The following is a 26,186-nucleotide window of genomic DNA, read 5'->3' as shown; positions in this document are numbered from 1 at the left end:
TGTGCGGGGTGGTAGGGGGGGCGCGCCGGGTCGGGTCGGTAGCGCAGTGCTGGAATGCCTTAGTGGTCGCTGTCGAACATCTCGTGCAGCTCGTCGAGCAGCTCGTCGGTTTCCTCGTCGCTCAGGCCGAGGTGCCGGCAGGCCAGCGCGCCGCCCTTGTCCCACTCCAGCGAGTTGCTGTTGCCGTGGTAGCGCTGGATGCCCTTTTCGGCCAGCAGCGACAGCGCCACCAGCGAGCGGATGGCGTCGTCGGTGGCCGGGTCTTGCAGCACGCGGTAGTCGTGGTGCAGCAGGATCGCCCACGAGACGTCGCTCGACAGGCCCCAGTTGCGCGCCAGCAGGCAGCCGATCGCCGCGTGGTTGGTGTTGTGGCGCGCGTCCTCGATGACGGTGAAGCAATGCTCGGCGTCGTTGCTGGCCGCCTCGAAGGTGTTGACGTAGTCGGGGAAGCGGTTCATCAGCAGCGGCACGCCGATGTCGCAGAACAGGCCGAAGGTGTGGGCGATGTCGGGCGGGGCGATGCGCAGCTTGCGCGAGGTGAACACCAGCGCGCGCGCGCGCTTGGCCGAGACGTCCCAGAATTCGTTCAGCGACACGCCCTCGGCCTCGACCGCCTGGCGCGCCAGCATGCCGGTGACCAGCGCGCTGCACTGGTTCACGCCGAGGAAGTTGATGCCCTGCTCGACCGACTTGGCCTTGCGCGCGGCGCCGTAGAACGGCGAATTGGCCAGCTTCAGCAGGGCGCCGGAGATGCCGACGTCGTTGGCGATGATCTTGGCGACCCGGCGCGGCGACGGGTCCGGCTCGGCCAGCTCGCGCTGCAAGTCGACGAGCAGGCTGGGTCGGGGCGGGATGCGCAGCGAGCGCATCAGGGCCGCGACCGGATCGTCTTCGTCTGCTTTCGCTGTGGCTGCCACTTTCGTCATCGTTGTCTTCAGGTCAGGCTTGCATGGGTATACGCGCGGCGCCGGCGCGCCACACCCGATTATCGCTGTTTACTGCCGGCAATTGCTTGTATTCCTGGGCGGCGCCTTGAAAAAAGTCGATATTTTTTTAAAGAAATGCACGCGCCGGCGTGTTTCCGCGCCGTCGTGGCGGCATGTCGGCGCGTCCATCATGCCGATTCGATAAGAAGCGCGGCGGCCGCCGCCGGTATACAATCGGGCGCATGACTATCCTGCTTCCCGGCATTGATTTTAGCGCGCCCTCGTTGTATGTGGCCCAGCAATTGATCGGCGCCACGCTGCTGGTCGGCGGCGTCGGCGGGCGCATCGTCGAGACCGAGGCCTACGACCGCGCCGATCCGGCCTCGCACACCTTCGGCGGCCCGACCCGGCGCAACGCGCCGATGTTCGGGCCGCCGGGGCGCAGCTATGTGTACCGCTCCTACGGTTTGCACTGGTGTCTGAACGTCGTCTGCCGCGAAGAGGGCCACGGCGCCGGCGTGTTGATCCGCGCGATCGAGCCGCTGGCCGGGCTGGCGCAGATGCGCAGCCGGCGCGGCCTGGCCGACGCGCGCCTGCTGTGCGCCGGGCCGGGCCGGCTCTGCCAGGCGCTGGCGGTGGACGCCGGGCTCAACGACATGGCGCTCGACGCGGCGCCGTTCCAGCTGAGCGCGCGCGCCGAGACGCCCGATATCGTGGCCGGGCCGCGCATCGGCATTTCCAAGGCGGTCGAGCTGCCGTGGCGTTTCGGCCTGGCCGGCTCGCGCTTCCTGAGTCGGCCGCTGCGCTAAACCGCGACGTTGGCGGGCCGCTAACCCGAGCTACAAAACCGGCTTAACTGCCGCCCTCAACCGTCGCGCCGTTGGCCGCCCCAGCCGGGGGCGTTGCGGCGGTCGGCGTTGGCGCCGCCGCGCAGCGGGCCGCCGTCGGCGCGCCGCTCCAGGTCGCCCTTCAGCGCGGCGCGGGCCGGCGCCTTGGCCGGGGGCCGCGCGGCGCCGGCGGCGGCGGCCGCCGCCGTGCCGGCCGAGCGCGCCGCCGCCGCCGCCGCCGCCGAGCGCGCCGTCGCCGGCGCCGTCCCGGGCGCGTCGATCTTGAACACCAGCGCGGCCTGCGACAGGCGCGCGGTCTGGTCTTGCAGGCTGGCGGCGGCGGCGGCGGCCTGCTCGACCAGCGCGGCGTTTTGCTGCGTCATGTCGTCCATCTTGCCGACCGCCTCGTTGACGTCGCCGATGCCCTCGGCCTGCTCGGCGCTGGCGGCGCTGATGCGGCCGATCACCTCGTTGACCTGCTGCACCGAGGCGACGATGTCGGCCATGCTGGCGCCGGCTTGCTGCACCAGCACGCTGCCGTCGTCGATGGTGCCGACCGAGGTGGCGATCAGCGCCTTGATTTCCTTGGCGGCGGCGGCCGAGCGCTGCGCCAGGTTGCGCACCTCGGCGGCGACCACCGCGAAGCCGCGGCCCTGCTCGCCGGCGCGCGCCGCCTCGACGGCCGCGTTCAGCGCCAGGATGTTGGTCTGGAAGGAGATGCCGTCGATCACCGAGGTGATGTCGACGATCTGGCGCGAATGGGCGCGGATGGTTTCCATCGTCGTCACCGCCTGGCCCATGGCGCTGCCGCCGCGCAGCGCCAGCGCGGCGGCGTCGGCCGCCAACGCGCACGCTTGCTTGGCGTTGCCGGCGTTTTGCGTCACCGCCAGCGTCAGGCTGGCCATCGCGCTGGCGACTTGCTCCAGCGCGGCCGCCTGCACCTCGGTGCGGCCGGACAGGTCCAGGTTGCCGTCGGCGATTTCATGCGAGGCCTGGTCGATCGACTGCACCGCCGCGACGATGGTGCGCAGCGTCTGGTTCAAGTGGGCGATGCTCTGGTCGAGCAGGCGCGAGGTCTGGGCGATCTCGTCGCGCCCGTCGTTGCGCGCCGCGCCGATCAGGCTGCCGTCGGCCAGCTCGTGCACCACCTCGGAGATCAGGCCGATGTCGCGCAGCATCGCCTGGCGCACCCAGATCGTCACCACCAGCGACAGCGCGATCGACAGCAGCACCAGCGCCGCCATGCCCAGCCCGAGCGCGTTGAACTCGGCCTTGGCCTGCTGGTGGGCGCTGGCGCCGAGGCGTTTTTCCAGCGCGCCCAGCTGCGCCAGTTGCTCGTTGAGCGCGAGGAACTGCTTCTCCGCCTTGGCCATCGAATTGGCGGCGATCGACAGGTCCATCTGCGCCAGTTCCATGGTCTCGGTGACGGCCTTGCGGTAACTGGCCAGCGCGCCCTGGGCGTCCTTCAGCAGGGCCGCCTCGTCGGGCGCGGCGGCGACCGCCAGGCGCGCCAGTTGCTGTTCGATGGCGCCGTGCTTGCTTTTGATCTGCCGCATCAGCCCGTCCAGCCTGGCCTGGGCGAAACTGCCGCTGATCCACGACAGCAACTGGTAGGTGTTGGCGTGCACGTACTTGGCGTCGCCGGCGACGTCGGCCGCGGCGCTCATGCGCCCCATGTGCACCTGCGCCAGGTTTTCCATCGAGCGGTTTTGCCGCACCATGCCGTAATAGGCGCCGGCCGCCGTGGCCACCAGCAGCAGCAGCACCAGGCAGGGCGCCAGCAGTAGTTTCGGACCGATACGCAAACTCTTCAACATGGTTCACTCTCCCGCCAGTGGCGTCATTCGGGGCTGCCGCGGCATGGCGGGAGCCGCGGCTTATTTCTTGTAGATGCCGGCCTCGAGCACCACGTCGCCGACCCGCAGGATGTAGGTGGTTTTCGGCTCGATCTTGCCGCTGGTCGGGTTCTTGTACTGGTAGTCGACCCAGCCCTTGCCTTTCTTTTGCGCCAGTTCGATGATCTCGCGGCGGTATTTCTTGCCGTTGGCGTCGGGCACGTCGGTCAAGTCCTTGCCGACGATGGACTGGTTGACCGGGTGCGCCAACACGATGCCGCTGTTGATGTCGCGCATGTCGACGTACAGCGAACCCTGGATGAACTCGGGGTCCTTGGCGCTGATTTTTTTCATCATCTCCTCCTTGCCGTGCGCCTTCATGAAGGCGGCGCCTTTTTCGGCCATCGCGATGGCGTCTTTTTCGGTCGGCTCGGCGTTGGCGAAGGCGCCGGAGCTGGTGGCGGACAGGGCCAGGCACAGAGCGGTGGCGGCGAATAAGCGTTGCATGGTGTTCTCCTTTTGGTGGGGGGGGGGGGGCGGCGGCATGGCGAATGTTGCTCATGTGCATGAATGTAATGTACCCCCCGCGCCGCCCACATGGATTGCGCTAGAACAATCAGGCCTCGTCCGAGCCCCGAATACAATTTCCGAGTGGAAAACAATTGATGTGCGACAAGAACTTTTCGCGTCGTCGGCCTACCATCGAAACATGGCCCGAACGCACAAACAGCGGGGCCGCACTGGGGTCCGCCACGGCAAAGGCGGGCGCCGCCGGTTACCGACACCTGATTGGAGAGCGCCTTGACCACCACCACCACCACCAACAACACCGCCACCGCCGCCAGCGGCCCCGCCATCGCCAGCAGCGGCGCCGTGCCAGCCAAATTCAAGCCCTACACGCGCCAGAGCATCGTCCAGTCGCGCCAGTGGGGCTTGCTCGGCGCCGAGCAGCAGGAGGCCGTGCAGGTGGTCTCGCACGTGCTGCCGTTTCGCACCAACGAGTACGTGATGGACCACCTGATCGACTGGAGCAACATCCCGGACGACCCGATCTACCGCCTGACGTTCCCGCACCGCGACATGCTGCCGGCGGCCGAATACGCGCAGTTGCGCGACCTGGTGTTGCTCAAACGCGATCCGCAAGCCATCGCCCGCTTCGTGCACGGCATCCGCATGCGCATGAACCCGCACCCGGCCGGGCAGATGACGCACAACGTGCCGCGCGTGAACGACGCGCCGCTGCGCGGCCTGCAACACAAGTACGACCAGACGGTGCTGTTTTTCCCCAGCTCCGGCCAGACCTGCCACGCCTATTGCACCTTCTGCTTCCGCTGGCCGCAGTTCGTCGGCATGGAGGACATGAAGTTCGACGCCAGCGAGTCCGGCGAACTGGTGTCCTACCTGAAGCTGCACCCGGAGGTGACCGACGTGTTGATCACCGGCGGCGACCCGATGATCATGAACACGCGCTCGCTGGCCGCCTACATCGAGCCGCTGCTGCAGCCGGAACTGGCGCACATCCAGAACATCCGCATCGGCACCAAGTCGGTGGCGTACTGGCCGCAGCGCTTCGTCAGCGACAAGGACGCCGACGACCTGCTGCGCCTGTTCGAGCGGGTCGTCAAGGCCGGCAAAAACCTGGCCGTGATGGCGCACTACAGCCACGCCGTCGAACTGCGCCAGGACATCGCCCAGCGGGCCGTCAAGCGCATCGTCGGCACCGGCGCCACGGTGCGCATGCAGGGGCCGCTGATCCGCCACATCAACGAAGACCCCAAAGGCTGGGCCGAGCTGTGGCAGACCGGGGTGCGCTTGGGCGCGATTCCCTACTACATGTTCGTCGAGCGCGACACCGGCCCCAGCGAATACTTCCAGCTGCCGCTGGCGAAGGCGCACGAGATCTTCCAGGCCGCCTACCAGATGGTGTCGGGCCTGTCGCGCACGGTGCGCGGGCCGTCGATGAGCGCCTTCCCCGGCAAGGTCGTCATCGACGGCGTCGTCACCATCGGCGGCGAAAAGCTGTTCGCGCTGCAGTTCCTGCAGGCGCGCAACCCGGACTGGGTGCGCAAGCCGTTCTACGCCAAGTTCGACCCGTCGGCGACCTGGTTGGACCACCTGAAGCCGGCCTTCGGCGAGAAGAAATTCTTCTTCGAGGAGGACGCCGACGCGCCGCGCAAGGTGATTCCGCTGCAACCGGCCGGGCGCGGCCACGGCGGCGCCGGCGACGCTTGCGGCGACAGCAAACTGGCGTAGCGCGCGCCGCGCCGCACAGCCGCACGGCGCGCACGCGCGACACCAGCCGCACCAGCCGCACCAGTCATACCAGCCGCACCAGTCATACCAGTCGCACAATCCGGGGTGTCAATGCGCGGCCCAACCGCGCGCGGCCCGGCGCGCCTGCCCGGCCAAAAAGCCGCCGGGCCGGGAGCAATTCGGCCCCCGCCTTTGCCCGGCGCGCGCGCGGTATTCCAGCCGTATATCGATGGTATCTCGATGCAATAACGGTGATGCGGCCCGACCCGGGCGGCGCCGCCGTGCCCTCAACAAGGAGGACGTGATGGTCAAGCTGCAACCGCGGTGGCCGGCCGGGAAGATGCCCGGGGTGGCCGTGTTTTTCCAGGTGTTCCTGCCGTTCGCGCTGGGCCATTACCTGTCCTGCCTGCTGCGCACGGTGAACGCCGTGCTGACCCCGCACCTGCAGGCGGAGTTGAGTTTGAATCAGCTGCAAGTGGCGCTGCTCAGCAGCGCCTTCTTCCTGTCCTTCGCGCTGGTGCAACTGCCGATCGGCGTCGCGCTGGACCGCTACGGCCCGCGCAGAGTGCAGTCGCTGCTGCTGCTGCTGGCGGCGCTGGGCGTGCTGATGTTCAGCCACGGCCACAGCTTCGGCGCGCTGATACTGGCGCGCGTCGTCATGGGCGCCGGCCTGGGCGGCAGCTTCATGTCCGCCGTCAAGGCGATCTCGACCTGGGTGCCGCCGGTCCAGCTGCCGGCGGTGCACGGCTACCTGATCGCCATCGGCGGCTTGGGTTCGGCCTCGGCCACCCAGCCGGTCGAGCTGGCGCTGCAGTCGATCGACTGGCGCGGCGTGTTCAACGCGCTGGCCGTGGCGGCCTTGCTGGTCAGCCTGCTGGTGCACCGCTGGGCGCCCAGCCCGGAGTTGGGCGCGCAGCGCCGGCCGGTGACGCTGGACTCGCTGCGCGAGGTCTACCGCAACCGCGCCTTCCGCGACACCATCGCCCTGATGCTGGTGCCGCACGCCGTGTTTTTCGGCGTGCAGGGGCTGTGGATCGGCCAATGGCTGGGCGACGTCGTCAAGCTGCCGGCGCCCGCCGTGGCGAGGGTGCTGGCGCTGAGCATGGGCGCCGTCATCGTCGGCGCGGTCGGCGTCGGCAAGCTGGCCGAGGCGGCCGCGCGGCGCGGCGTGCCGCCGCTCAGCGTGGCCGCCGGCGGCATCGTCGTCTTCGTCGCGGTGCAGTGCGCGCTGGTGTGCGACTACGGGCCCAACATGCTGTGGCTGGCGATCGCGTTCACGCTGGTGGGCACCATCACCGGCCTGGAATACGCGATCGTTTCGCAAAGCGTGCCGGCGGCGCTGGCCGGGCGCGCGGCCACCTGCCTGAACCTGCTCATTTTCGTCGGCGCTTTCTTGGTCCAGGCCGGCTTCGGCATGATCCTGTGCTTCTGGACGCCGAACGCGGCGCGGCAGTATCCGGCGCAGGCTTACCAGGTCGCGTTCGCGCTGTTGATCGTGCTGCAACTGCCCGGGCTGCTGCGGTTTTTCCTGCGCCGCCACGGCGGCGCTTCGGCATCCGGTAAAATGGCGCCCTGCACGGCACTCACATGACTCGAAGGAAGAATATGAAATTGGTTCGCTATGGCCGCCCCGGCAAAGAAAAACCCGGCTTGATCGATGAATTCGGCAAGCTGCGCGACCTGTCCGGCGTCATCGCCGACATCGACGCCGGCCAGCTGTCGGACAAGGCGCTGCGCAAGCTGAACAAGCTCGACCCGGAAACGCTGCCGCTGGTGCGCGGCAACCCGCGCTTCGGCGTGCCGCTGGCGCGCGTCGGCAAATTCATCGGCATCGGCTTGAACTACGCCGACCACGCCGCCGAGGCCGGCCTGCCGGCGCCGGCCGAGCCGATCGTCTTCATGAAGGCGACCAGCTGCCTGTCCGGACCGGACGACGCGGTGATGCTGCCGAAGGGCTCGAAAAAGACCGACTGGGAAGTCGAGCTGGGGGTCGTCATCGGCACCCGCGCGCAGTACGTCGGCGAGGAAGAGGCCTTGAACTACGTGGCCGGCTATTGCGTCGTCAACGACCTGTCCGAGCGCTCCTACCAGCTCGAACGTGGCCCGCAGTGGGACAAGGGCAAGGGCTGCGACACCTTCGGCCCGGTCGGACCGTGGCTGGTGACGCGCGACGAGGTGGTCGACGTGCAGCGGCTCGACCTGTACCTGGAACTGAACGGCAAGCGCATGCAAACCGGCAACACCGAAACGATGATCTTCAGCGTCGCGCAGATCGTCAGCTACCTGTCGCAGTTCATGACGCTGGAACCGGGCGACGTCATCGCCACCGGCACGCCGCCGGGCGTGGGCGCCGGGCGCAAGCCGCAGCGTTTCCTGAAAAAAGGCGACACGCTGCGCCTGGGCATCGCCGGCCTCGGCGAGCAGCAATCGGACGTCATCGCCTACCAGGCGTTTTGATGGCGCCGGCGCGGCGCCCTTGACACCCGGGGCGGCGCGCCTTAGCGCGTGACGGCGGCGACGGCGTCGTCGAGGGCGTCGGCCAGCCGCGAGACGATCTCCGACAGGTCGGCCTCGCTGGCGATGAACGGCGGCGCCAGCAGGATGTGGTCGCCGCGGCGCCCGTCGATGGTGCCGCCCATCGGGTACACCATCAGGCCGCGCGCCATCGCGCACTCCTTGACGGCGGCGTGCAGCCGGCGCTCCGGCGCGAACGGCTCCTTGCCGTCGCGCTCGCGCACCAATTCAATTCCCAACAACAGGCCGCGGCCGCGGATGTCGCCCACGTGCGGGTGCGCGCCGAAGGCTTCGCGCAGGCGCGACATCAACGAGGCGCCGCGCAGCGCGGCGGCGTCCACCAGGTGCTCGCCGGCGATCACCTCCTGCACCGCCAGCGCGGCCGCCGCCGCCACCGGATGCGCCATGTAGGTGTGGCCGTGCTGGAAGGCGCCGCTGCCCTCGCGCAGGCGCGCGACGACGTGGCCGCGCGCCAGCACCGCGCCGATCGGCTGGTAGCCGGCGCCCAAGCCCTTCCCCAGCGCCACCAGGTCCGGCACCACGCCCTCCTGCTCGATGGCGTACAGGCTGCCGGTGCGGCCCATGCCGCACATGACCTCGTCGATGATCAACAGCATGCCGTACTTGTCGCACAGCGCGCGCACGCCCTTGAAGTAGCCGGGCGTCGGCGGCACCGCGCCGGCGGTGGCGCCGACTACGGTTTCGGCGCAAAAGCCGATCACCCGGTCCGGTCCGGCGGCGAGGATGGCGTCCTCCAGCTCGGCGAGCAGGGCGGCGGTGTAGTCGGCGCGGCTCTGGCCGGGCGCGCGGTCGCGGTATTCGTAGCAGGGCGCCACGTGCGGCACGTCGATCAACAGCGGCGCGAAGGGCCGGCGGCGCCATTCGTTGCCGCCCAGCGCCAGCGCGCCCAGGGTGTTGCCGTGGTAGCTCTGGCGCCGGGCGATGAAGACGCCGCGCTCGCCCTGGCCGGATTCGACGGCGTACTGGCGCGCCAGCTTGAGCGCCGTCTCGATCGCCTCCGAGCCGCCCGACACCAGGTACACGCGGTCCAGGTCGCCCGGGGCGTCGGCCGCCAGGCGCGCGGCCAGCGCCTCGGCCGGCGCGCTGCTGAAAAAGCCGCTGTGGGCGTAGGCCAGCGCGTCGGTCTGGCGGTGCATCGCCGCCAGCACGTGCGGGTGGGCGTGGCCCAGCGACGATACCGCCGCGCCGCCGCTGGCGTCGAGGTAGGCCTTGCCGTCGCGGTCGTACAGGTACATGCCGCCGGCGCCGGCCGCCAGCGGCGGCTGCTGGCGCAGGTTGCGGTGGATCAGATGGCTCATGGCTTCCCCTTGGCGGTTGGTCGCGGCGGTGCGACTGGAACGCTGACAATAGACGCGATTGGCATCGATTTCTTTGATTTTTTCCGGTACTTGTGCGAATATTTTCCAAACGTAATTTTTTTAATGTCTGAATCGCCAGTAAATTGTAAAAAGAGAAACTTCGGGCGCCGCGTCCCCCAACCAGCACAGGCCACATGCCATGACGGACCGCCTCGGCCCCATCCCCTTCGAGCAGTTGAGCGAACCGCAGCGCGTCGTCGCGCAGGCGGTCATCGACGGCCCGCGCGGCGCGCTGTACGGGCCGTTCGTGCCGCTGCTGCGCAGCCCGGAACTGATGGCGGCGGCGCAGGCGATGGGCGAATACCTGCGCTACCGCAGCGCGATCGGTACGCGCCTGTCGGAGCTGGCGATCCTGGTCACGGCGCGGCAATGGAGCCAGCAGGTCGAGTGGGCGATCCACGCGCCGCTGGCGTTGCACAACGGCGTAGCCGGGAGCACCATCGAGGCCATCGCCGCGCGCCGGCGCCCGGCCGAGATGCCCGCCGACGAAACGCTGGTGCATGATTTTTGCCTGGAGCTGCAGCAGCGGCGCATGGTGTCCGACCACACCTACGCGGCCGCGGTGGCGATGTTCGGCGAGCGCGGCGTGGTCGACCTGATGGGCATCAACGGCTACTACACCTTCCTGTCGATGCTGATGAACGGCGCCCAGACGCCGGCGCCGGCGTCGAGCGCGGCGCCGCTGCCGGAGTAGCGCAAGCGGCGTCCAGCGCTGCCGCCGATCCGACCCACGACAACACGCCAACCCGGCCCTTCGTGCGCGCTCAGCGCAGCATCTGCCGATAGCGGCTGGGCGCCACGCCGACGCCGGCGCGGAAGCGGTGGCTGAAGTGGCTCAGGTCGGCATAGCCGCAGGCCTGGGCGATGTGCTGCAGCGGCAGCGCGCCGTCCTTGAGCAGCGCGCGCGCGCTCGAGGCGGCGCGCGGCGATCCACGCCGACGGCGGCATGCCGAAGGACAGCCGGAACATCCGCGCCAGGTGGAACTCCGACAGGCAGGCCAGTTGCGCCAGCAGGCCCAGCGTTAGCGGCTGGCCCAGGTGGGCGTCGATGAACTCGGCCAGGCGGCGCCGCACCGCCGGCGCCAAGCCGCCGCGCAGCCCCGCCTGGGGCCGGCGCATCGACTGCGATTGCAGCAGGTGGCTGAGCATGGCGTGCGTCATCTCGTTGGCGCGCAGCAGCGCGTCGGCGCCCTGCCAGGACTGGCCGATCAGCGCGTCGGACAATTGCGCGATGCGGGCGTGCTCGAAATAGGTGCGGTCGGCCAGCGTCAGTTCGCGCGGCTCGCGGTCGAGTTCGATGACGGCGCGGCGGGTGAAGTGCTCGGGCAGGAAGTAGACGTGCAAAAAGCGCAACTGGTCGCGCACCAGCCAGCGCGACTCGTGCCAGTCGGGCAGGGTGCACAGGCGCCCCGGCGCGCCGTACACGCCGGGCAGCTCGCCGCGTTCGGTGCGGTAGCCGCCGCCCAGGTAGTAGGACAGCGTGTGGTGGCCCGGCTGCGAGTAGGCGGTTTCCTCCTCGTCGGTTTCGCGCTGCCAGATGGCGATCGCCAGGTTGTCGCCGAGCAGGGCGAAACGCTCCAGTTGCGCGTTGGTGCCCGACAAGGTCTGGAACACCGTATGCTCGATCGTGCCGGCCGGCGGCGGCGCGTTGTTGGCTGGAAGTGGCAGGTTTGGCATGGTGGTCGGCGCTGGGCGGGCGGCCCCGGAAGGCCCTGGGCCAGACTGTAGCACGGCGGCGCCGGCCGCGTGCCGCGGCGCCCGCCGGCGCGCCATCAAGACCGCAATCCCAGACAAGTCGGGCGGCGCCGCATGGCGCATGCTGGCCGTTCCATCTTCGGACAGCCTTCCCGGAACAGAAATGAATCCCTTCCTCTACGTATTAACCGTCCTGATCTGGGGCACCACCTGGATCGCCATCAAATTCCAGCTCGGCGTGGTGCCGGCGCCGGTGTCGATCGCCTACCGCTTCTGGATCGCCGCCGCCGTGTTGCTGCTGGTGCTGCTGCTGAGCCGCCAGCGCGTCTGGCCGCCGCGGCGCGCCTGGCCCTACCTGCTGGCGCAGGGCATCGCCCTGTTTTGCTGCAATTTCCTGTGCTTTTACTATGCCAGCCAGTGGGTGCCGAGCGGCCTGATCGCGGTGGTGTTTTCCACCGCGCCGCTGTGGAACGCCGTCAACGGCCGCCTGTTCCTCGGGCGGCCGATCCGCCGCCAGGTGATGGCCGGCGCGCTGCTCGGGCTGGCCGGCATCGGCCTGCTGTTCCTGCCGCAAATGCAAGGGCACTGGGGCGACGGCGGTATGCTGCTGGGACTGGGGCTGGCGCTGCTGGGCACGGTATTTTTCTCCTGCGGCAACCTGCTGTCGAGCCGTATGCAAACGCTGGGGCTGACGCCGTGGCTGACCAACACCTGGGCCATGCTGATCGGCGCGACGCTGCTTGGCGCCGGCGCGCTGGCGCTGGGCATGCCGTTCGCGCTGGACGCCAACCCGCGCTACCTGGCGTCGCTGCTGTACCTGGCGATTCCCGGCTCGGTGATCGGCTTCACCGCGTATTTGCTGCTGGTCGGGCGCATCGGACCGGACCGGGCGGCCTATTCGACGGTGCTGTTTCCGGTGGTGGCGCTGACGGCGTCGACGGTGTTCGAGGGGTATCACTGGAGCGCGCCGGCGTTCGCCGGCCTTGGTTTGGTGTTGGCGGGGAACGTGCTGGCGTTTCTGCCGGCGCGGGCGCCGGCGCCGGCCGCGGTGGCGGGCTTGGCGGGCAGGGCGTAGGCGCCGCCGGTTTGTTATGGGACGCGGGCGTTTTTCGTAGATCGGGTTAGCCGGAACGGCGTAACCCGACTGGCGTCGGCAGCGGCTCGGCGGCTACGCCAGCACGCGGCGCAGCCAGGCGCCGATGTCGTCGACTTCTTCGCCGCACAGCGAGTGCTGCATCGGGTAGTCGTGCCATTCGACCTGGTAGCCCAGCGCCTGCAGCGCGTCGCGCGACTGCTCGGCGCGCATCATCGGCACCACCGGGTCGGCGCTGCCGTGCGCCATGAAGATCGGCGTCGCCAGGCTGGCCGCGTGGCGCTCGGCGGCGGCCTTGTCGGCCAGCGGCAGGTAGCCAGACAGGCACAGCATGCCGGCCAGGCGCTCGGGGTGGCGCAGGCCGGTTTGCAGCGTCATCGCGCAACCCTGCGAGAAGCCGGCCAGGACGATGCGTTCGGCCGGGATGCCGCGCGCCTTTTCGCGGGCGATCAGCGCTTCGATCTGCGACTGCGAGGCGCGCAGGCCGCTTTCGTCCTCGCGCCGGGTCAGGTCGGTGGCGACGATGTCGTACCACGAGCGCATTTCGTAGCCGCCGTTGATGGTCACCGGCATCACGCCGGCGTGCGGGAAGACGAAGCGGATGCCCGCCAGGCCGCTCAGGTCCAGTTCCCGTACCAGCGGCACGAAGTCGTTGCCGTCGGCGCCCAGGCCGTGCATCCAGATGATGGCGGCGCCCGGGTTGGGCGCGGTGTCGACTTCAATGTTCTCTAGCAGCATGCTCATTGTTTTTCCTCGGTGGTGGTCGGCGCCGTTCGCAGCGCGTTTTTTGGGCGGAAGGCCTTGCAGACGGCCGGGTCGGTTTCCATGTAGGGGCCGCCGATCAGGTCGACGCAATACGGCACGGCGGCGAAGATGCCGCCGACGATCTGTGTGCCGTCGGCGTCCTTCAAGCCTTCCAGGGTTTCCTTGATGGCCTTCGGCTGGCCCGGCAGGTTCATGATCAGCGCGGCGTGGTCGGGCGTTTCGCGGATGACCGCGAGCTGGCGCGACAAAATCGCCGTCGGCACGAATTGCAGGCTGATTTGCCGCATCTGCTCGCCGAAGCCCGGCATTTCCTTGCTGCCGACGGCCAGCGTAGCCTCCGGCGTGACGTCGCGCCGGGCCGGGCCGGTGCCGCCGGTGGTCAGCACCAGATGGCAGCGGGCCTGGTCGACCAGTTCGACCAGGGTCGCCTCGATGTGCGCGCGCTCGTCGGGAATCAGGCGCGTTTCGACGCGGAACGGCGTCGTCAGGGCGGCGCCCAGCCAGTCGCGCAGCGCCGGAATGCCCAGGTCCTGGTAGACGCCGCCGCTGGCGCGGTCGGAGATCGACACCAGGCCGATCACCAGTTCATGTTGGTTTGTCATGGTCGTCCTGTCGTAAAAACCACAAAACCGGGCGGATCCCGGTTTTGTCGTGTGCAGCGGCTGATTCAGTCAACAACCAGCGGCGGGGGCGGGGGGGCGGACCCCGAGGATCCGCCCCCCGGCTCCTTGCCGGTGGCTCTTTATTACTCGTCGTCGCGCTCGGCGGCGTCGTCGTCGGTCTCGCCGTCTTCATCGTCGCCGCCCTTGCCGCCGGCGGTTTTCTTGGCCACTTGCTTGAGGATCTGGAAGATTTCGCGGTAGGCCTTCGGCGGCTTGTTCTCGGCCTGCTCCTTGCGGGCGTTGCGGATCAGGGTGCGCAGTTGCTGCACGTCCAGTTCCGGGTTCTCCGACAGCAGCACCGTCAGCGCCTTGTCGTCCGTCAGCAGCTTCTCGCGGCGGCGCTCCATCGCGTGCATCGCCGCGGTGTCGGCCTTCGACAAGCCCTTCCAGCTGTCGATGGTGCGCTGGACCGCGGCCAGTTCGGCCTCGTCCAGGGTGCGCATCTTCTTGCCGACGAATTGCAACTGGCGGCGGCGGCCCTCGTGGTCCTTGATCAACTGGCAGGCGAGGATGGCGTCGCGCACGTCCTCCGGCAAGGGCACCCGCTTGACGCGGTCGCGCGCTTCGTTGACCAGCTCTTCGCCCAGCTTTTGCAGGACGGTCATTTGACGCTTGAGCTCGGATTTCGACGGACGGTCGTATTCCTGTTCGAATTCGGAGGATTGGAAGCCGCAAGCTCCCCGGTTTGGATTTGGCATGATGTGTCGATTTGGCGTGCGGCCATATCTGTAAACTGTAAACGACTGCTATGATAACTGTTTTAGCGGTCATCCGAAGAAAACACCTCATGAACGATTCCGTATTTACCCACACGCAGGACCAATTGAAGCAACTTGCGCGCGATGTGTTGTCTTTTGCGCGGGAGAAGGGCGGCACCGACGCCGCCGTCGAAATCAGTGAAGGCGGTGGGCTCTCGGTCTCGGTGCGCAAGGGCAAGATCGAGACGATCGAGCAGAACAAGGACAAGGGCATGGGCGTGACGGTGTTCGTCGGCCAGAAGCGCGGCAACGCCAGCACCTCGGACTTTTCGCCGGCGGCGCTGCGCGCCACCGTCGACGCGGCCTACAACATCGCCCGCTTCACCGCCGACGACGACTGCGCCGGCCTGGCCGACGCCGACATGCTGGAAATGGCGCCGCGCGACCTGCAACTGTTCTACCCGTGGCTGATCTCGGCCGAGGAGGCGGTGGCGCTGGCGCAGCGCGCCGAGGCGGCCGCCTTCGCGGTCGACTCGCGCATCAGCAACAGCGAGGGCGCCGGCGTGCATGTGCAGCAGTCGCACTTCGTGTCGGCCAACTCGCGCGGCTTCATCGGCGGCTACCCGTTCTCGCGCCATACGCTGTCGGTGGCGCCGATCGCCGGCAAGGGCGCCAAGATGCAGCGCGACGACTGGTACTCGTCGGTGCGCGACCCGGCCAAGATGGCCGCGCCGGAAGCGGTCGGCCGCTACGCCGCCGAGCGCGCGCTGTCGCGCCTGAACGCGCGCAAGCTCGACACCCGCACCTGCCCGGTGCTGTTCGAGGCGCCGCTGGCGGTCGGGCTGCTGGGCGCCTTCGTGCAGGCGACCTCGGGCGGCGCGCTGTACCGCAAGTCGACCTTCCTGCTGGACTCGCTCGGCACGCAGGTGCTGCCGTCGCACATCCAGATCGTCGAGGACCCGCACATTCCCGGCGGCGTCGGCTCGGCGCCGTTCGACGAGGAGGGCGTCAAGACCCAGCGCCGCGACGTCGTCAAGAACGGCGTGGTGCAGGGCTATTTCCTGTCGACCTACTCGGCGCGCAAGCTGGGCATGCAAACGACCGGCAACGCCGGCGGCTCGCACAACCTGTCGCTGACGTCGAGCAAGACCAAGCGCGGCGACGACTTCGTGGCGATGCTCAAGAAAATGGGCACCGGCCTGCTGGTCACCGAACTGATGGGCCAGGGCACCAACTACGTCACCGGCGACTACTCGCGCGGCGCGTCCGGCTTCTGGGTCGAGAACGGCGTGATCCAGTACCCGGTCGAGGAAATCACCATCGCCGGCAACATGAAGGACATGCTGCGCCAGATCGTCGCCGTCGGTTCCGACGTGCTGCTGCGCGGCACCAAGCAGACCGGCTCGATCCTGATTGAAAACATGGTCATCGCCGGCGGCTAAGCGCCGAAGCCGGCGGCGCGCTACGCCATCGCCCCACGGGCGGCGGCGTATTGCGCCGCCGCCGCATATTTTCGTTGCACGCAAGGTCTCCCGCCTCTACACTAGTCCCAGCATATTGCATGCTGTAACGTTTTTTTAGTGACGTAAAACTTCGGGAGACACACAAATATGGAACGTCGTTCCTTTCTAAAAAAAGCCGCAGTGGGCGCATCGGCCGGCGCCATCGCGGCGCCGGCGCTGGCCCAAGCGCTACCGACCATTAACTGGCGCCTGGCGTCGAGCTTTCCGAAATCGCTGGACACCATTTACGGCGCGTCGGACACCTTCATCAAACGCATCTCCGAGCTGACCGGCGGCAAGTTCAACATCCGCGCGTTCGCGGCCGGCGAAATCGTGCCGGGCCTGCAAGTGATGGACGCGGTCCAGGCCGGCACCGTCGAATGCGGCCACAGCGCCTCCTACTACTACTTCGGCAAAGACGCCACCTTCGCGTTCGACTGCGCGGTGCCGTTCGGCCTGACCTCGCGCCAGCACACCGCCTGGTACGACCAGGGCGGCGGACGCGAGCTGACGCGCGAATTCTTCAAGGGCTACGGCATCGTCAACTTCCTGGGCGGCAACTCCGGCACCCAGATGGGCGGCTGGTTCCGTAAAGAAATCAAATCGGTGGCCGACCTGAAGGGCACCAAAATGCGCGTCGGCGGCTTCGCCGGGCGCGTGCTGGAACGCCTCGGCCTGGTGCCGCAGCAACTGGCCGGCGGCGACATCTATCCGGCGCTGGAAAAGGGCACGATCGACGCGGCCGAATGGGTCGGCCCGTACGACGATGAAAAGCTCGGCTTCTTCAAGGTCGCGCCGTATTACTACGCGCCGGGCTGGTGGGAAGCGGGCGCCTCGTTCTCGTTCTACGTCAACATCAAGGAATGGGAAAAGCTGCCGAAGGAATACCAGGCGGCGGTCGAAGTGGCGTCGTACGAAGCCCACGTCGTGATGCAGGCCGAATACGACGCGAAAAACCCGGCGGCGCTGGCGCGGCTGCTGAAAAGCGGCGTCAAGCTGCGCAACTTCCCGAAAGACGTGATGGACGCCTGCTACAAGGCGGCCACCGACGTCATGAACGAAGAAGCGGCGAAGAACGCCAAGTTCAAGAAAATCTACGAGCCGTGGAAGCGTTTCCGCCAGGACCAGAACCAATGGGCCTCGGTCGCCGAGGCAACCATGCAAAACTACCTGATCAACGCCGGCCGCAAATAAGCCGGATTGCTCCCCAAAAAAACCCGCGGATTGCGGGTTTTTTTTGACGACGCCGCGCCGTCGGCCATCGCCGTCAGCGTTTCGCCGTCGCTAGCATTACACCAAAGAAGACCAGCGTGCCCCCGCCGACTTTGTTCACCACCAGCCCGCCTTTTTCCGAAGTCAGCCACGTCTTTGCCTTGGACGCAAAGAAGGCGTACATGAAATGAATCCCTATCAGCAGCGCGCTGAAAGTCAATACCAGAAATGAAAACTGGGTCCCGTAAGCGGCGGACGGGTCGATGAACTGCGGGAAGACTGACAGAAAGAAAAAAATCGATTTGGGATTCGTCACCTGCAGCGACAGGCCTTCCGCGAAGCGCCGCCGCATGCTCACTTCACGCGGCGCCAATTCGTGAAACTGGAAGGGTGGCGCGCGCCACAGCCGCACGCCCAAGTAAACAAGGTAGCCGGCACCGATAAATTTGATCACCGTGAAGGCGAGGGCGGAAGTCGCTAGGACGAGACCCAAGCCGGTGGCGGAAATCCCGGCCACGATCACGATGCCAAAGGCCAGCCCCATAATGCCGCTAACGGTGCCACGGAAGCCCTCGCGCAAGGAATTGGTCAGCGTCATAATCACGCCCGGACCCGGGCTCAGGATGGTCATCGTCGCCATGATGAGGAAAAGGGCGTAAAGCTTCATGTTCATGTTTATCCTATAGAAAAAACCGCCGATATCAACGCTGGCCCGCCCTCGGGTGGCGGGCCAACGCCACCCGAACCCTTGCGCCTAGTTACCCACGGCTTCCAGGAGTTTCTGGTTGATCTCCGAGATATCCGCCACGCTTTGCGCAGTGGAGCGGCTTCTCGTCTCAAAGGCAACGAGGCCGCGCCATCCGCACTTTAAAATCTCGTCAATAATGGCGTCATAATCCAAAGTGCCTTCACCGATGCCAAAGTGCTGGTCTTGAACGCCGTTGTTGTTGCTGAACGATATCCCTTTAATTCGGTGGTGGTGCTTTCTGATGACGTCGACAGGGTTGCCGTCGCAAATATTCTCATGGCCGATGTCGAGGAACATGAAAACGTTTTGATTGCCCTTTAAGTTATCAAAAATATAAGCATATTCATCAAAGTTGGTGAAGATGTAGTGGAACGGCCGGTAGTTCTTGTAGTTGGAAAGATTCTCCAAGTAGATATCCACACCTTTGTCCGCAGCGTATTCGGCTAGCTCCGTCACGGATTTCAAGTAGTTGTCCAGCGCAATTTTTTTTGCCTGAACCACCATTTTTGGCTCGACAATGCAGCCGCCGTGCGCGATCAACGGCGCTTTGATTTTGGCGCAAATATCTATTTCTTTTTTTACATAGGCGACTGCGGCGACCCGGAATACATCGACGTCGCTGGCGAGGGGCGCCTTGAAATTCCCGTGGAAGATAGGCTGGACGCGGGTCTTCCGGATCAGCGTGTTCAAGTTGTCAATCCGCTCGTCGGTCCAATCGTCGACCATCTCGCCGATCAAACTGGCATCCAGATACCAATGCGTGCATCCCGACTCAAACGCTACATTGATTCCGTCCTCCGCCCTGAGATATTTTTGATGCGCGATGCCACTGGCGAAAGAAATTGAATCGTCAAACATGGCGCTATTCTGCGTAACCATAATCAATTACCTCAAAAAAAAGTTAAAATTCTAAAAGTATAAAATCGGATTTTGTCAAATCGCAGTCAGGGCAGTTCCAGCCGTCTGGGATGTCGGTCCACAGCGTTCCTGGTGCGATTCCATAGGCCGATAATCCAACTTCCTCGTCATAGATAAACCCGCAATCCACGCACATATACTTCTTCATAGTTGACTAATTAATGGGAGGTTGATGGAGGAAATGATGGAACATTCCCCCGCAAAGTGAGAAAGGATCTTGGATCGGCTGGTAAGATACAAGGGACCACTGGTGTCGAAATCGCCGGTGATTCAAGCTGCCCACATGCGGACGCGCAGTGTAGCATGTGTACAAATAGCAAATGTTATTTTTTAATTAAAATTATTTGCGGTTTGTTTTTAATCAATTGTTGATTGAAAAATAGTTGACGCTGCGACCGGGCTGCTATATGCCGGCCGCCGGGGTGGCGGGCGGGGAAGCGGCAACGCCGAACCAGCTGATCAAGGCCCCCCTTCCATGTAGTAACAGGTGCCGCCGACCGTGTGCTCGATCTCGGACAAGCGCGCCAGGAACTGCTGCCACAGCGGCGGCAGTCGCTCGGCGATATTGTTTTTCTCCGAGTCGGTGCCGAAGAAGCTGGTGCGCATGCCGACCAGGTGCATCCGCGCCTGCGCGTAGATTTCCTGCTCGGCGCTGACGCCGTGCTTGATGTGCGCCAGGTAGTCCTGGTCGAACCTGGCCTTGGGCTGTCGTCGGCTTCAACGGCGATGTCGATGATCCGCCTATCCGTGTTCAGCAGCAGCTCCAGCGCCCGCGCCAGCCGGCGCGAGCGGATGTAGTCCTTGACGGTGTCGCCCGTCAAACCTTTGAACATGCGCTGGAAATGCCACGGGCTCATGCCCGACTCGCGCGCCACCGCGCCGATGGCGATGGGCGGGTCGAGATGGCCTTCGATGTAGTCGACGCCGCGCTGGATGTGACCGAGATAGTTCATGTGCTCTCCTAAGTGAGCACATAATTAGGGAGGCGCCGGGCTGGCTTTTGATATTTTGTGCCGGTTACGGCGCGCCCGCTACCGCCTCAGTGGCCGCGCGACGGGTTGGCGCGTCGGCCAAGCACGATGTGCAGCACCGTCAAGGCGCCCAGCGCCAGGCCGACGACCCAGTGCAGCGCCGACCACAGCGGCCGGTCGCTTTCGCCGGCCAGGTAGTAGAGCCCGAAGCCGCTGACGACCAGCAGCGCGAACGTGGCGATCATGGCCCAGCCCGACGCCAGATTGCGGCCCGCCTTGAGGGCGCGGCGGATGTGGGCGTTCATCAGGCTGCCGAGGAAAAACAGCGTGACCATGGCGGCGGCGCCGTGCGTCTTCATCGCCCATGGCTCCAGCGGATGGATGGTTTCGCCGAATTGGCCGGGAGCGCGCAGGCAGTAGCGCGCCAGCAGCCAGGCGACGCCGCTGGCGAACAGCGCCGCGCAACTAAGGTAGACGCAGCGGCGGTGCCAGCGCTCCAGCCGCAGGTTGACGTGGTGGCGGGCGTGGGCGGCGGTGGCGGGTTTGGTCGAAGGCATGGGGCCGATTATAAGGGTTGGCCGGTGTTATACGGCGAATGGCTGTGGCGGACGTCCCGCTCACAGTATCAGCGCGCTGGCGCCGAAGGCCGCCAGCGCCGGGTGGCGCGGGTCGCCGCTGGCCAGCACCACCTTGGTCAGCGCGTCGGCCACGGCGCAACTGGCCGCGCGCACCGAGGCGCTGGCGGCGCTGCCCATCGGCCGGCCGTCGCGGCCGTCGACCAGCGCGCCGACCCGCACGCCGTCCTTCATCCCGGCCGAGAAGTAGCTGGCCGAGGTGGCCATCGCCGCGTCGCCCAGCAGCAGTTCCAGCGCCGCCGATTGCGGCCGCCGCGGCGCGCGCAGCGCCACCACGAACGGCGCCTCGCCGAGCACGCGCAGGTCGCCGCCGGCGTTGACGCAGGCCGAGCGCACGCCGGCGCCGGCCAGCGCGGCGACTGCCAGGTCGACCGCGTAGCCCTTGGCGAGGCCGCCCAGGTCGATCCAGCCGGGCGCCAGCTTGCGCACCCCGCCGCCGCGCTCGCAGCGCAACACCGCCAATTCGGGCTGGTAGCGCGGCGCCGCGCCCGGCGGCGCCGGCAGTTGTTCCCACGCCACCAATTGCGGCGCGCAGGCGATATTGAAGATGCCTTCCGAGGCGGCGGCCACCCGCTGCGCCAGCTCCAACACGCGCCGGGTGTGCCGGTGCACCTCGACGAGCGCGCCGGGCGGCGCGCGGTTCAGGCGCGCGACGTCGCTGGCGTCGTCGTGAAAACTCATCAGACGGTGCACCAGCGCGACCTCGGCGAAGGCCAGCGCGGCCGCGGCGTGCGCCTCGGCCGCCGGCAGCGGGTCGGCGACGCGGATGTCGACCAGCGTGCCCAACCAGGGCTGGGCACGCCGTATCATTTTTTCAGCATCACCTGGGCGATCGCGGCGATGCGCCGCACGCCGTCGGTGACGTGGCTGGCCGACAATGTGGCGCCGCTGATGTTGGCGACGCCGTCGCCGATGGCCAGCCCGGCCGGCGCGCTCTTGCCGACGAATTGCCGGCGCCAGGCCGGGTTGCGGATCTCGCCGCCGTGGCTTTCGCGGTAGGTCAGGATTTCCACCTGGCGCACGCTGGCGTCGAGGTTGACGCCGACCGCGTACGAGATCAGCTCGAACTTGCCGACGACGTCGTCGAGGATCAGGTAGCCGATCGCCGCGTCGGCCTTGTAGGCGCCGAACACGCGCCAGTTGACCGAGCGCGCCGGCAGGGCGCAGAGTTTTTCGATGTCCCGCATCTGCGCCGCGCTCAGCGCCAGGTTCTGTTCGCGGAAGGCGCTCGCCTCGGGGAACACCAGGCGCTGCGCCTGTTCCAGGGTGAGGTATTGGGTGGCGAAGGCGGGCGCGCTGGCCGCGCCGGCCGCCAACGCGGCCAGGTGCAGGGTTTTCATCATGCCCGGATTTTAATACGAAAAGCCGACGCCCAGGTTGAGGCGGTCGCGCGAGCTGTCTTCGCTAAATTTCTGGTAGTCGGCCTTGAGCACCACGCCTTCGCCCACGCGCAGGTTGGCGCCGATGGTGCCGACCTTCTCGTCGCTGGCGGCGGTGATGCCCAGGCCCGGTGGCACGCCGGAGAGGCGCTTGGCGGTGTTGAACCGCTCGTAGCGCAGGAACGGGCTGAGCGTGTAGTCGCCGGCCTTCAGCAACTGGTAGGCCGCCTGCAGGTACCAGCCGGAGAAGGCGCTCGGCACCGGGTTGGGTTGGCCGAAGTTGGCCTCGTTGAGGGCGGCGGTGTGGCTGATCTGGCCGCGCGCGTACAGCGCCGACAGGTCCCAGCGGCCCGGCGTGTAGCGCCCGTGCAGGTCGAGCAGCGTGATGCGGGCGTTCGGCGCGGCGAAATCGGCCGACTTGTGGCCGGCCTTGCCGGTGAAGAGCGAGCCGCCCAGCAGCAGGCCGGGCACGCCGCGCCAGTTCAGCGCGCCGTGCACGCTCAGGTCGCGCGACTTGGCCAGCATGCCTTCCTGGTGGATGCTGCCCAGCGGCGATTCGCGCCCCTCGCCGTCGGCGTCGTAGCCCCAGCCGCCCAGATTGAAGCCGGTGGTGACGCCGGCGTCCCAGCTCAAGGCGTTGGCGAATTCGCCCGACAGGCCCAGGCCGACTTCGCGCCAGGTGGTCGGAATGATCGCCGTCTCGACGAAGTTGCGTTCGACGCCGTAATACGCGGTCGGTTCGTGGTTGGTGTTGAGCAGGCCGACCGGCATCAGGAACAGGCCGGCCTTGCCGCGCATGCCGTTGCCGAATTCGCGTTCGACGTACAGCTGTTCGACTTCGACCTCGCCGCTGTCGTCCTTGGAGACGACGGCGTGCTCCAATTCGAACTCGCCGACCACCTTGGTCTTGTCGTCGAAGCGGTGCTGGACGCCGATCACGGCGCGCCGCACGTCGCTCTGGGCCGCGCTGGCGTCCTTGCTCGGGCGGTTGTAGTTGATCTCGCCGTAGCCGGTGATCACGGTGGCGGGGGCGGACGGGCCGGCGGCGTCCGCCGCGCCGGCCGGCGCGCGGGCCGGCGTTGCGGCCTGCGCCGCCAAGGTTTGCTGGCGCTGCTCGACGGCGTCGGTTTTCCTGGCGCTGGCGCGCAGCTCCAGCTTCAACTGTTCCAGCTCGGCGGCCATTTTTTCAATCCGCTGCAGCAGTTCGGCTTCGCCGGCGGCGGCGCCCGGCGCGGCGCCCAGGAATGCGGCGGCGATAGCGGCGGCGATCAGGTTTTTGTTCATCATATTGGTTCTCTTTGAAGTAAGGGGTTAGGGGGCCAGGTAGCCGTCCGTGAGGGTGCCGAGGAATTTCACGACGTCGCCGATTTCGCTCTCCGTCAGCGCCGGCGCCATGCCGGGGCGGCGGTTGTACGGGCCTTCGACGACGTTGACGTTGGCGCGGTATTGCGGCGGCAGGTCGTTGAATTTGTCCACCGCGCCGTCGGCGCCGAGCGGATACCATTCCTCGGGATTGGTATCGCGGCGCACGTAAAAGCGCAGCACCTCGGTCAAGTCGCTGAAGGCGCCGTTGTGGAAGAAGGCCGTGCGGGTGGCGACGTTGCGCAGCGTCGGCACCTTGAACGCGCCGCACAGGTCGGCGCGGGCGGCGAGGTCGCCGCGGTCCGGGCCGCACAGGCCCAGGTCGAAGTAGGCCGGGTCGAGCGTGGCGGCGAGGCGCTTGTTGCGCGGCACGCCCAGGTTGTCGAAGCTGAAGTCGGTGAACAGCGGCGGCGCGCCGTCGGCGCCGCGGGCGCTGGCGTGGCAAGCGGCGCAATTGCCCTTGCCCGGATTGTTGAACAAGGCCAGGCCGCGCATTTCCGCGTCGTCCAGTTTGGTTTTACCGGCCAGGAACAGGTCGTATTTCGAATCGTAAGGGTGGAAGGCCGGGTCCTCCTTCTGGAACTGCTGCAGCGCGAAGGTTAGCCGGGCGAAGGCCTGGTCGGCGTTGTCGAGGATGGCGGCGCCGAACACTTGGCGGAACTGCTCGGCGTAGGCCGCGCGCCGCAGGCGGGCGAGCACCTCGTCCTTGTTGGCGTTGGCCATTTCGTGGGCCGCCAGGAAGGGCCGCTCGGCCTGCTCGGCCAGCGAGCGGGCGCGGCCGTCGCGGTCGAGGCCGCCGGTCGGGGTGCCGTCCTTGGCAAAGAAAAACGCCGGGTTCAAGTCCAGGTAGCGTAGCGACGGCGAGGTGCGGAAACCCTGCACGTCGCCGTTCGGGCCGCCCAGCTGGGCCGCCAGCTTGTCGCTCGGGGCGTGGGCGTTGGCGGGGTTGTGGCAAGTGGCGCAGGATTGCTTGCCGGACGCCGACAGCGACTGGTCGCTGAAGATTTTTTCGCCCAGGGCGGCGGCTTGGCTCAGGGCGCCGGCCGGGGCGGGCGCCGGGGTCGGCGCGGCGTCGCCGCCGCCGCCGCAGGCGGACAGGCCGAGCGCCAGCGCGAAGGCGGCGGCGCGGGATAACACCGAGGAGCGCGCGGAGGGCCGGGCGGTTGTGCTGTTTGTCATTGCGTCGATATCGATATAAAAGGTGCGGTAAAAGGTGCGCCCAGGCGCAAATGCGAATGATTATAATTTCCAATTCGTATTGCCGCAATTCGGCCGTATGAACTAGATCGGGGAGGGGTGGGCAAATGGCGGGCGCGCGCGGCGCCGGAATGGCTGGGAAATGGCGGGGAAAGGGCTGGCCCCATAGCGCGGGCGGGGGGCTGGACGGGTGGCGCGGCGGGCGCCGCCGGGGTAAAGCGCGGGTGTTGTATTTTTACAAATGGCGGGCGCCCACCGTGGCGCCGCGCGGGCGGCGGGCGCAATCCGGCCCTGTGCCCGCAGCGGGCCGCGCCGCCCCGGGGGCTTGCGTTGCCGGCTGACGCCGCGCGCACCCGGCCGCCGGCGCCACGCCCCGCGGCGCTCGCCCGCTTATTGCGCCGCGCGCAGCGTTTGCAGGATGGGTTGCAGGATGGCTTGGCCGAGGCGCACGCTGCGCGGACCGCTCCAGCCCGCTTGCGGGTCGGGGTCGTTGGCGTTGTCCTTGAACGGCATCTCCAGGGTCAGCGCCAGGCAGCCGAAGGCGTGCGTGATGTGCGGCGAGCCCATCGTCAGCACTTCCGGCGTGAACGGCGCGTCCGGGTAGCCGACCGCGTCCTGGAAGTCCGGGCTGGCGATCTTGAAGTCGGCGATGAAGCGGTCCTGCTCGGCCTTTTGCGCCGGCGTGAAGGTTTCCAGCGCGTCGCTGCCGGCCACGAACACGTACGGCAGGCCCTCGTCGCCGTGGATGTCGAGGAACAAGTCGCAACCGACCTCGTGCATTTTGTTCTTGACCACGAACACTTCCGGGCTGCGCTCCATGCTCGGCGTCATCCATTCGCGGTTCAGGTTGGCGCCGACGGCGTTGGTGCGCAGGTTGCCGCGCACCGAGCCGTCCGGGTTCATGTTCGGCACCACATAGAACACGGCGTCCTTGAGCAACTGGCGGGCGAACGGGTTGGCGTTGTCGAGCAGGGCGTCGAGCATGCCCTCGACGAACCATTCGGCCATCGTCTCGCCCGGATGCTGGCGCGCGATGACCCACACCTTGTTGGCGGCGTCGGGGTTGCCGACCACCAGCAGGTTCATGTCGCGCCCCTCGACGCTGCTGCCCAGGTCGAGCATTTTCACCAGCGGCGACGCCTGCGCGTTGTCGAGCAGGGCCAGGTGGCGGTCCCACGGGTACGGTTCGAAGTAGGCGTAGTAGACGCTGTCCTCTTCCGGCGTGTGCTCGATGGTCATGACGCTGCCGTCGTAGCTGGTCGGCACGCGGAACCAGGTTTCGCGGTCGTAGCTGGCGACGGCCTGGTAGTCGACCCAGCCGTCCGGGTAGGCGGCCTTGCCGGCGTTCAGGAAACGCATCGTGCACGGCTCGGCCTGCGCGCCCTGCAGGCGGAAGTAGAACCATTGGATGATGTCGGCGTGCGTATCCTTGCGGATGTTCAGTTCGATGGCGTGCGGCGCGTCGGCGCGCACGACGTCGATCGCGCCGGCGTCGAATTGGTGGCTGATTTTGATGGACATGGGGAAGTTCCTGTTAAATTTTAGTACGCTAGGTATCGCATCAATGTGCAATGACTTCATGATACTTGTTTTGCCAGTGTTGTAGAAATTGCGC

Annotated in this window: 25 protein-coding genes and 1 pseudogene; 8 read left to right on the top strand and 18 right to left on the bottom strand. The window is 67.1% G+C overall.

All coding sequences use genetic code 11. The features are described from left to right. Positions 1-59: 59 nt before the first annotated feature. The gene (locus JANGC3_RS0115870; protein WP_017877477.1) at positions 60-926 is read right to left on the bottom strand and encodes an HDOD domain-containing protein; all 867 of its coding nucleotides are present in this window, start codon (positions 924-926) and stop codon (positions 60-62) included. A 242-nt stretch (positions 927-1,168) separates the two neighbouring features. Here JANGC3_RS0115870 and JANGC3_RS0115865 point away from each other — a divergent pair, with 242 nt between their 5' ends. After that, positions 1,169-1,735, top strand: a complete 567-nt coding sequence (locus JANGC3_RS0115865; RefSeq protein WP_026133050.1) for a DNA-3-methyladenine glycosylase — start codon at positions 1,169-1,171, stop codon at positions 1,733-1,735. Positions 1,736-1,791: 56 nt separating this feature from the next. On the opposite strand, the gene JANGC3_RS0115860 is transcribed toward JANGC3_RS0115865, so the two are convergent. Next, positions 1,792-3,570 carry a methyl-accepting chemotaxis protein gene (locus JANGC3_RS0115860; RefSeq protein ID WP_017877475.1) on the bottom strand — a complete coding sequence of 593 codons (1,779 nt, stop codon included), beginning with the start codon at positions 3,568-3,570 and terminating at the stop codon, positions 1,792-1,794. Between the two features lie 60 nt (positions 3,571-3,630). Further along, positions 3,631-4,095, bottom strand: a complete 465-nt coding sequence (locus tag JANGC3_RS0115855; RefSeq protein WP_017877474.1) for a cache domain-containing protein — start codon at positions 4,093-4,095, stop codon at positions 3,631-3,633. Positions 4,096-4,443: 348 nt separating this feature from the next. Between JANGC3_RS0115855 and JANGC3_RS0115850 the strand changes: the two genes are divergently transcribed. The 3 genes from JANGC3_RS0115850 (at position 4,444) to JANGC3_RS0115840 (ending at position 8,298) form a co-directional block, all read left to right on the top strand. Next, positions 4,444-5,841: a KamA family radical SAM protein gene (locus JANGC3_RS0115850; protein ID WP_051068385.1), complete on the top strand. Its 1,398-nt coding sequence runs from the start codon at positions 4,444-4,446 to the stop codon at positions 5,839-5,841. A 304-nt stretch (positions 5,842-6,145) separates the two neighbouring features. Further along, a complete protein-coding gene (locus JANGC3_RS0115845; protein ID WP_017877472.1) occupies positions 6,146-7,432 on the top strand; it encodes an MFS transporter in 1,287 nt (428 codons plus the stop codon). Between the two features lie 14 nt (positions 7,433-7,446). Next, positions 7,447-8,298: a fumarylacetoacetate hydrolase family protein gene (locus JANGC3_RS0115840; protein WP_017877471.1), complete on the top strand. Its 852-nt coding sequence runs from the start codon at positions 7,447-7,449 to the stop codon at positions 8,296-8,298. Between the two features lie 41 nt (positions 8,299-8,339). On the opposite strand, the gene JANGC3_RS0115835 is transcribed toward JANGC3_RS0115840, so the two are convergent. Continuing rightward, entirely contained in the window at positions 8,340-9,674 is a 1,335-nt protein-coding gene (locus JANGC3_RS0115835) for an aspartate aminotransferase family protein (RefSeq protein ID WP_017877470.1), read from the bottom strand. Between the two features lie 199 nt (positions 9,675-9,873). On the opposite strand from JANGC3_RS0115835, the gene JANGC3_RS0115830 reads away from it, so the two are divergent. Beyond that, complete coding sequence (locus tag JANGC3_RS0115830) at positions 9,874-10,428, top strand: carboxymuconolactone decarboxylase family protein (RefSeq protein ID WP_017877469.1); 555 nt, start codon at positions 9,874-9,876, stop codon at positions 10,426-10,428. Positions 10,429-10,498: 70 nt separating this feature from the next. On the opposite strand, the pseudogene JANGC3_RS29450 reads toward JANGC3_RS0115830, so the two are convergent. Then, positions 10,499-11,411, bottom strand: a pseudogene (locus tag JANGC3_RS29450) (helix-turn-helix domain-containing protein). A 181-nt stretch (positions 11,412-11,592) separates the two neighbouring features. On the opposite strand from JANGC3_RS29450, the gene JANGC3_RS0115820 reads away from it, so the two are divergent. Further along, entirely contained in the window at positions 11,593-12,504 is a 912-nt protein-coding gene (locus JANGC3_RS0115820; protein ID WP_017877468.1) for a DMT family transporter, read from the top strand. 93 nt (positions 12,505-12,597) lie between these two features. On the opposite strand, the gene JANGC3_RS0115815 is transcribed toward JANGC3_RS0115820, so the two are convergent. The 3 genes from JANGC3_RS0115815 to yjgA form a co-directional block, all read right to left on the bottom strand. After that, positions 12,598-13,266, bottom strand: a complete 669-nt coding sequence (locus tag JANGC3_RS0115815; protein WP_026133049.1) for an alpha/beta hydrolase — start codon at positions 13,264-13,266, stop codon at positions 12,598-12,600. Beyond that, a complete protein-coding gene (mog, locus tag JANGC3_RS0115810; protein WP_017877466.1) occupies positions 13,263-13,889 on the bottom strand; it encodes a molybdopterin adenylyltransferase in 627 nt (208 codons plus the stop codon). Before mog ends, JANGC3_RS0115815 begins: the two co-directional genes overlap by 4 nt. A 143-nt stretch (positions 13,890-14,032) precedes the next feature. After that, the gene (yjgA, locus tag JANGC3_RS0115805; protein ID WP_026133047.1) at positions 14,033-14,647 is read right to left on the bottom strand and encodes a ribosome biogenesis factor YjgA; all 615 of its coding nucleotides are present in this window, start codon (positions 14,645-14,647) and stop codon (positions 14,033-14,035) included. Positions 14,648-14,736: 89 nt separating this feature from the next. Here yjgA and pmbA point away from each other — a divergent pair, with 89 nt between their 5' ends. Then, positions 14,737-16,089 carry a metalloprotease PmbA gene (gene pmbA, locus JANGC3_RS0115800; RefSeq protein ID WP_017877464.1) on the top strand — a complete coding sequence of 451 codons (1,353 nt, stop codon included), beginning with the start codon at positions 14,737-14,739 and terminating at the stop codon, positions 16,087-16,089. A 168-nt stretch (positions 16,090-16,257) separates the two neighbouring features. After that, complete coding sequence (locus JANGC3_RS0115795; protein WP_026133046.1) at positions 16,258-17,343, top strand: TRAP transporter substrate-binding protein; 1,086 nt, start codon at positions 16,258-16,260, stop codon at positions 17,341-17,343. Between the two features lie 73 nt (positions 17,344-17,416). Here JANGC3_RS0115795 and JANGC3_RS0115790 read toward each other — a convergent pair whose 3' ends face one another. The 10 genes from JANGC3_RS0115790 to JANGC3_RS0115740 all read right to left on the bottom strand — a co-directional run bounded on the left by JANGC3_RS0115790 (position 17,417) and on the right by JANGC3_RS0115740 (position 26,092). Further along, complete coding sequence (locus JANGC3_RS0115790) at positions 17,417-18,034, bottom strand: LysE family translocator (RefSeq protein ID WP_017877462.1); 618 nt, start codon at positions 18,032-18,034, stop codon at positions 17,417-17,419. A gap of 81 nt (positions 18,035-18,115) precedes the next feature. Next, the gene (locus JANGC3_RS0115785; RefSeq protein ID WP_198292031.1) at positions 18,116-18,967 is read right to left on the bottom strand and encodes a sugar phosphate isomerase/epimerase family protein; all 852 of its coding nucleotides are present in this window, start codon (positions 18,965-18,967) and stop codon (positions 18,116-18,118) included. A 43-nt stretch (positions 18,968-19,010) separates the two neighbouring features. Further along, positions 19,011-19,163, bottom strand: a complete 153-nt coding sequence (locus JANGC3_RS31680; protein WP_327075952.1) for a rubredoxin — start codon at positions 19,161-19,163, stop codon at positions 19,011-19,013. A 187-nt stretch (positions 19,164-19,350) separates the two neighbouring features. Further along, positions 19,351-19,980 (bottom strand): helix-turn-helix domain-containing protein, encoded by a 630-nt coding sequence (locus JANGC3_RS31675; protein ID WP_081611880.1) that lies wholly within the window; start codon positions 19,978-19,980, stop codon positions 19,351-19,353. Between the two features lie 86 nt (positions 19,981-20,066). After that, entirely contained in the window at positions 20,067-20,555 is a 489-nt protein-coding gene (locus tag JANGC3_RS0115765) for a DUF4405 domain-containing protein (RefSeq protein ID WP_017877457.1), read from the bottom strand. Positions 20,556-20,615: 60 nt separating this feature from the next. After that, entirely contained in the window at positions 20,616-21,443 is an 828-nt protein-coding gene (locus tag JANGC3_RS0115760) for an FAD:protein FMN transferase (RefSeq protein ID WP_026133044.1), read from the bottom strand. After that, complete coding sequence (locus JANGC3_RS0115755; protein WP_017877455.1) at positions 21,440-21,976, bottom strand: FMN-binding protein; 537 nt, start codon at positions 21,974-21,976, stop codon at positions 21,440-21,442. The genes JANGC3_RS0115760 and JANGC3_RS0115755 overlap by 4 nt, the downstream gene beginning before the upstream one ends. Positions 21,977-21,985: 9 nt before the next feature. Continuing rightward, the gene (locus JANGC3_RS0115750; protein WP_017877454.1) at positions 21,986-23,299 is read right to left on the bottom strand and encodes a hypothetical protein; all 1,314 of its coding nucleotides are present in this window, start codon (positions 23,297-23,299) and stop codon (positions 21,986-21,988) included. 24 nt (positions 23,300-23,323) lie between these two features. After that, the gene (locus tag JANGC3_RS0115745) at positions 23,324-24,553 is read right to left on the bottom strand and encodes a cytochrome-c peroxidase (protein WP_017877453.1); all 1,230 of its coding nucleotides are present in this window, start codon (positions 24,551-24,553) and stop codon (positions 23,324-23,326) included. 408 nt (positions 24,554-24,961) lie between these two features. Then, positions 24,962-26,092, bottom strand: a complete 1,131-nt coding sequence (locus JANGC3_RS0115740; protein ID WP_017877452.1) for a M14 family metallopeptidase — start codon at positions 26,090-26,092, stop codon at positions 24,962-24,964. Positions 26,093-26,186: the final 94 nt, after the last annotated feature.

This window comes from Janthinobacterium sp. CG3 (genome assembly GCF_000344615.1).
Taxonomy (GTDB): Bacteria; Pseudomonadota; Gammaproteobacteria; order Burkholderiales; family Burkholderiaceae_D; genus Janthinobacterium.
This window is presented reverse-complemented; position numbering and strand designations above follow the sequence as displayed.

Bases quoted from the DNA above. Each gene is read 5' to 3' on its own strand.
- JANGC3_RS0115760 (WP_026133044.1), bottom strand. From the start codon at position 21,443: ATGATACGGCGTGCCCAGCCCTGGTTGGGCACGCTGGTCGACATCCGC.
- JANGC3_RS0115740 (WP_017877452.1), bottom strand. From the start codon at position 26,092: ATGTCCATCAAAATCAGCCACCAATTCGACGCCGGCGCGATCGACGTC.
- JANGC3_RS0115785 (WP_198292031.1), bottom strand. From the start codon at position 18,967: ATGTTTGACGATTCAATTTCTTTCGCCAGTGGCATCGCGCATCAAAAA.
- JANGC3_RS0115755 (WP_017877455.1), bottom strand. From the start codon at position 21,976: ATGATGAAAACCCTGCACCTGGCCGCGTTGGCGGCCGGCGCGGCCAGC.
- JANGC3_RS0115840 (WP_017877471.1), top strand. From the start codon at position 7,447: ATGAAATTGGTTCGCTATGGCCGCCCCGGCAAAGAAAAACCCGGCTTG.
- JANGC3_RS0115835 (WP_017877470.1), bottom strand. From the start codon at position 9,674: ATGAGCCATCTGATCCACCGCAACCTGCGCCAGCAGCCGCCGCTGGCG.
- JANGC3_RS0115790 (WP_017877462.1), bottom strand. From the start codon at position 18,034: ATGAACATGAAGCTTTACGCCCTTTTCCTCATCATGGCGACGATGACC.
- JANGC3_RS0115870 (WP_017877477.1), bottom strand. From the start codon at position 926: ATGACGAAAGTGGCAGCCACAGCGAAAGCAGACGAAGACGATCCGGTC.
- JANGC3_RS0115820 (WP_017877468.1), top strand. From the start codon at position 11,593: ATGAATCCCTTCCTCTACGTATTAACCGTCCTGATCTGGGGCACCACC.
- JANGC3_RS31675 (WP_081611880.1), bottom strand. From the start codon at position 19,980: ATGAACTATCTCGGTCACATCCAGCGCGGCGTCGACTACATCGAAGGC.
- JANGC3_RS0115865 (WP_026133050.1), top strand. From the start codon at position 1,169: ATGACTATCCTGCTTCCCGGCATTGATTTTAGCGCGCCCTCGTTGTAT.
- JANGC3_RS0115795 (WP_026133046.1), top strand. From the start codon at position 16,258: ATGGAACGTCGTTCCTTTCTAAAAAAAGCCGCAGTGGGCGCATCGGCC.
- JANGC3_RS0115860 (WP_017877475.1), bottom strand. From the start codon at position 3,570: ATGTTGAAGAGTTTGCGTATCGGTCCGAAACTACTGCTGGCGCCCTGC.
- JANGC3_RS0115845 (WP_017877472.1), top strand. From the start codon at position 6,146: ATGGTCAAGCTGCAACCGCGGTGGCCGGCCGGGAAGATGCCCGGGGTG.
- yjgA (WP_026133047.1), bottom strand. From the start codon at position 14,647: ATGCCAAATCCAAACCGGGGAGCTTGCGGCTTCCAATCCTCCGAATTC.
- JANGC3_RS0115815 (WP_026133049.1), bottom strand. From the start codon at position 13,266: ATGAGCATGCTGCTAGAGAACATTGAAGTCGACACCGCGCCCAACCCG.
- JANGC3_RS0115745 (WP_017877453.1), bottom strand. From the start codon at position 24,553: ATGACAAACAGCACAACCGCCCGGCCCTCCGCGCGCTCCTCGGTGTTA.
- JANGC3_RS0115855 (WP_017877474.1), bottom strand. From the start codon at position 4,095: ATGCAACGCTTATTCGCCGCCACCGCTCTGTGCCTGGCCCTGTCCGCC.
- mog (WP_017877466.1), bottom strand. From the start codon at position 13,889: ATGACAAACCAACATGAACTGGTGATCGGCCTGGTGTCGATCTCCGAC.
- JANGC3_RS31680 (WP_327075952.1), bottom strand. From the start codon at position 19,163: ATGTGCGTGGATTGCGGGTTTATCTATGACGAGGAAGTTGGATTATCG.
- JANGC3_RS0115765 (WP_017877457.1), bottom strand. From the start codon at position 20,555: ATGCCTTCGACCAAACCCGCCACCGCCGCCCACGCCCGCCACCACGTC.
- JANGC3_RS0115830 (WP_017877469.1), top strand. From the start codon at position 9,874: ATGACGGACCGCCTCGGCCCCATCCCCTTCGAGCAGTTGAGCGAACCG.
- JANGC3_RS0115750 (WP_017877454.1), bottom strand. From the start codon at position 23,299: ATGATGAACAAAAACCTGATCGCCGCCGCTATCGCCGCCGCATTCCTG.
- pmbA (WP_017877464.1), top strand. From the start codon at position 14,737: ATGAACGATTCCGTATTTACCCACACGCAGGACCAATTGAAGCAACTT.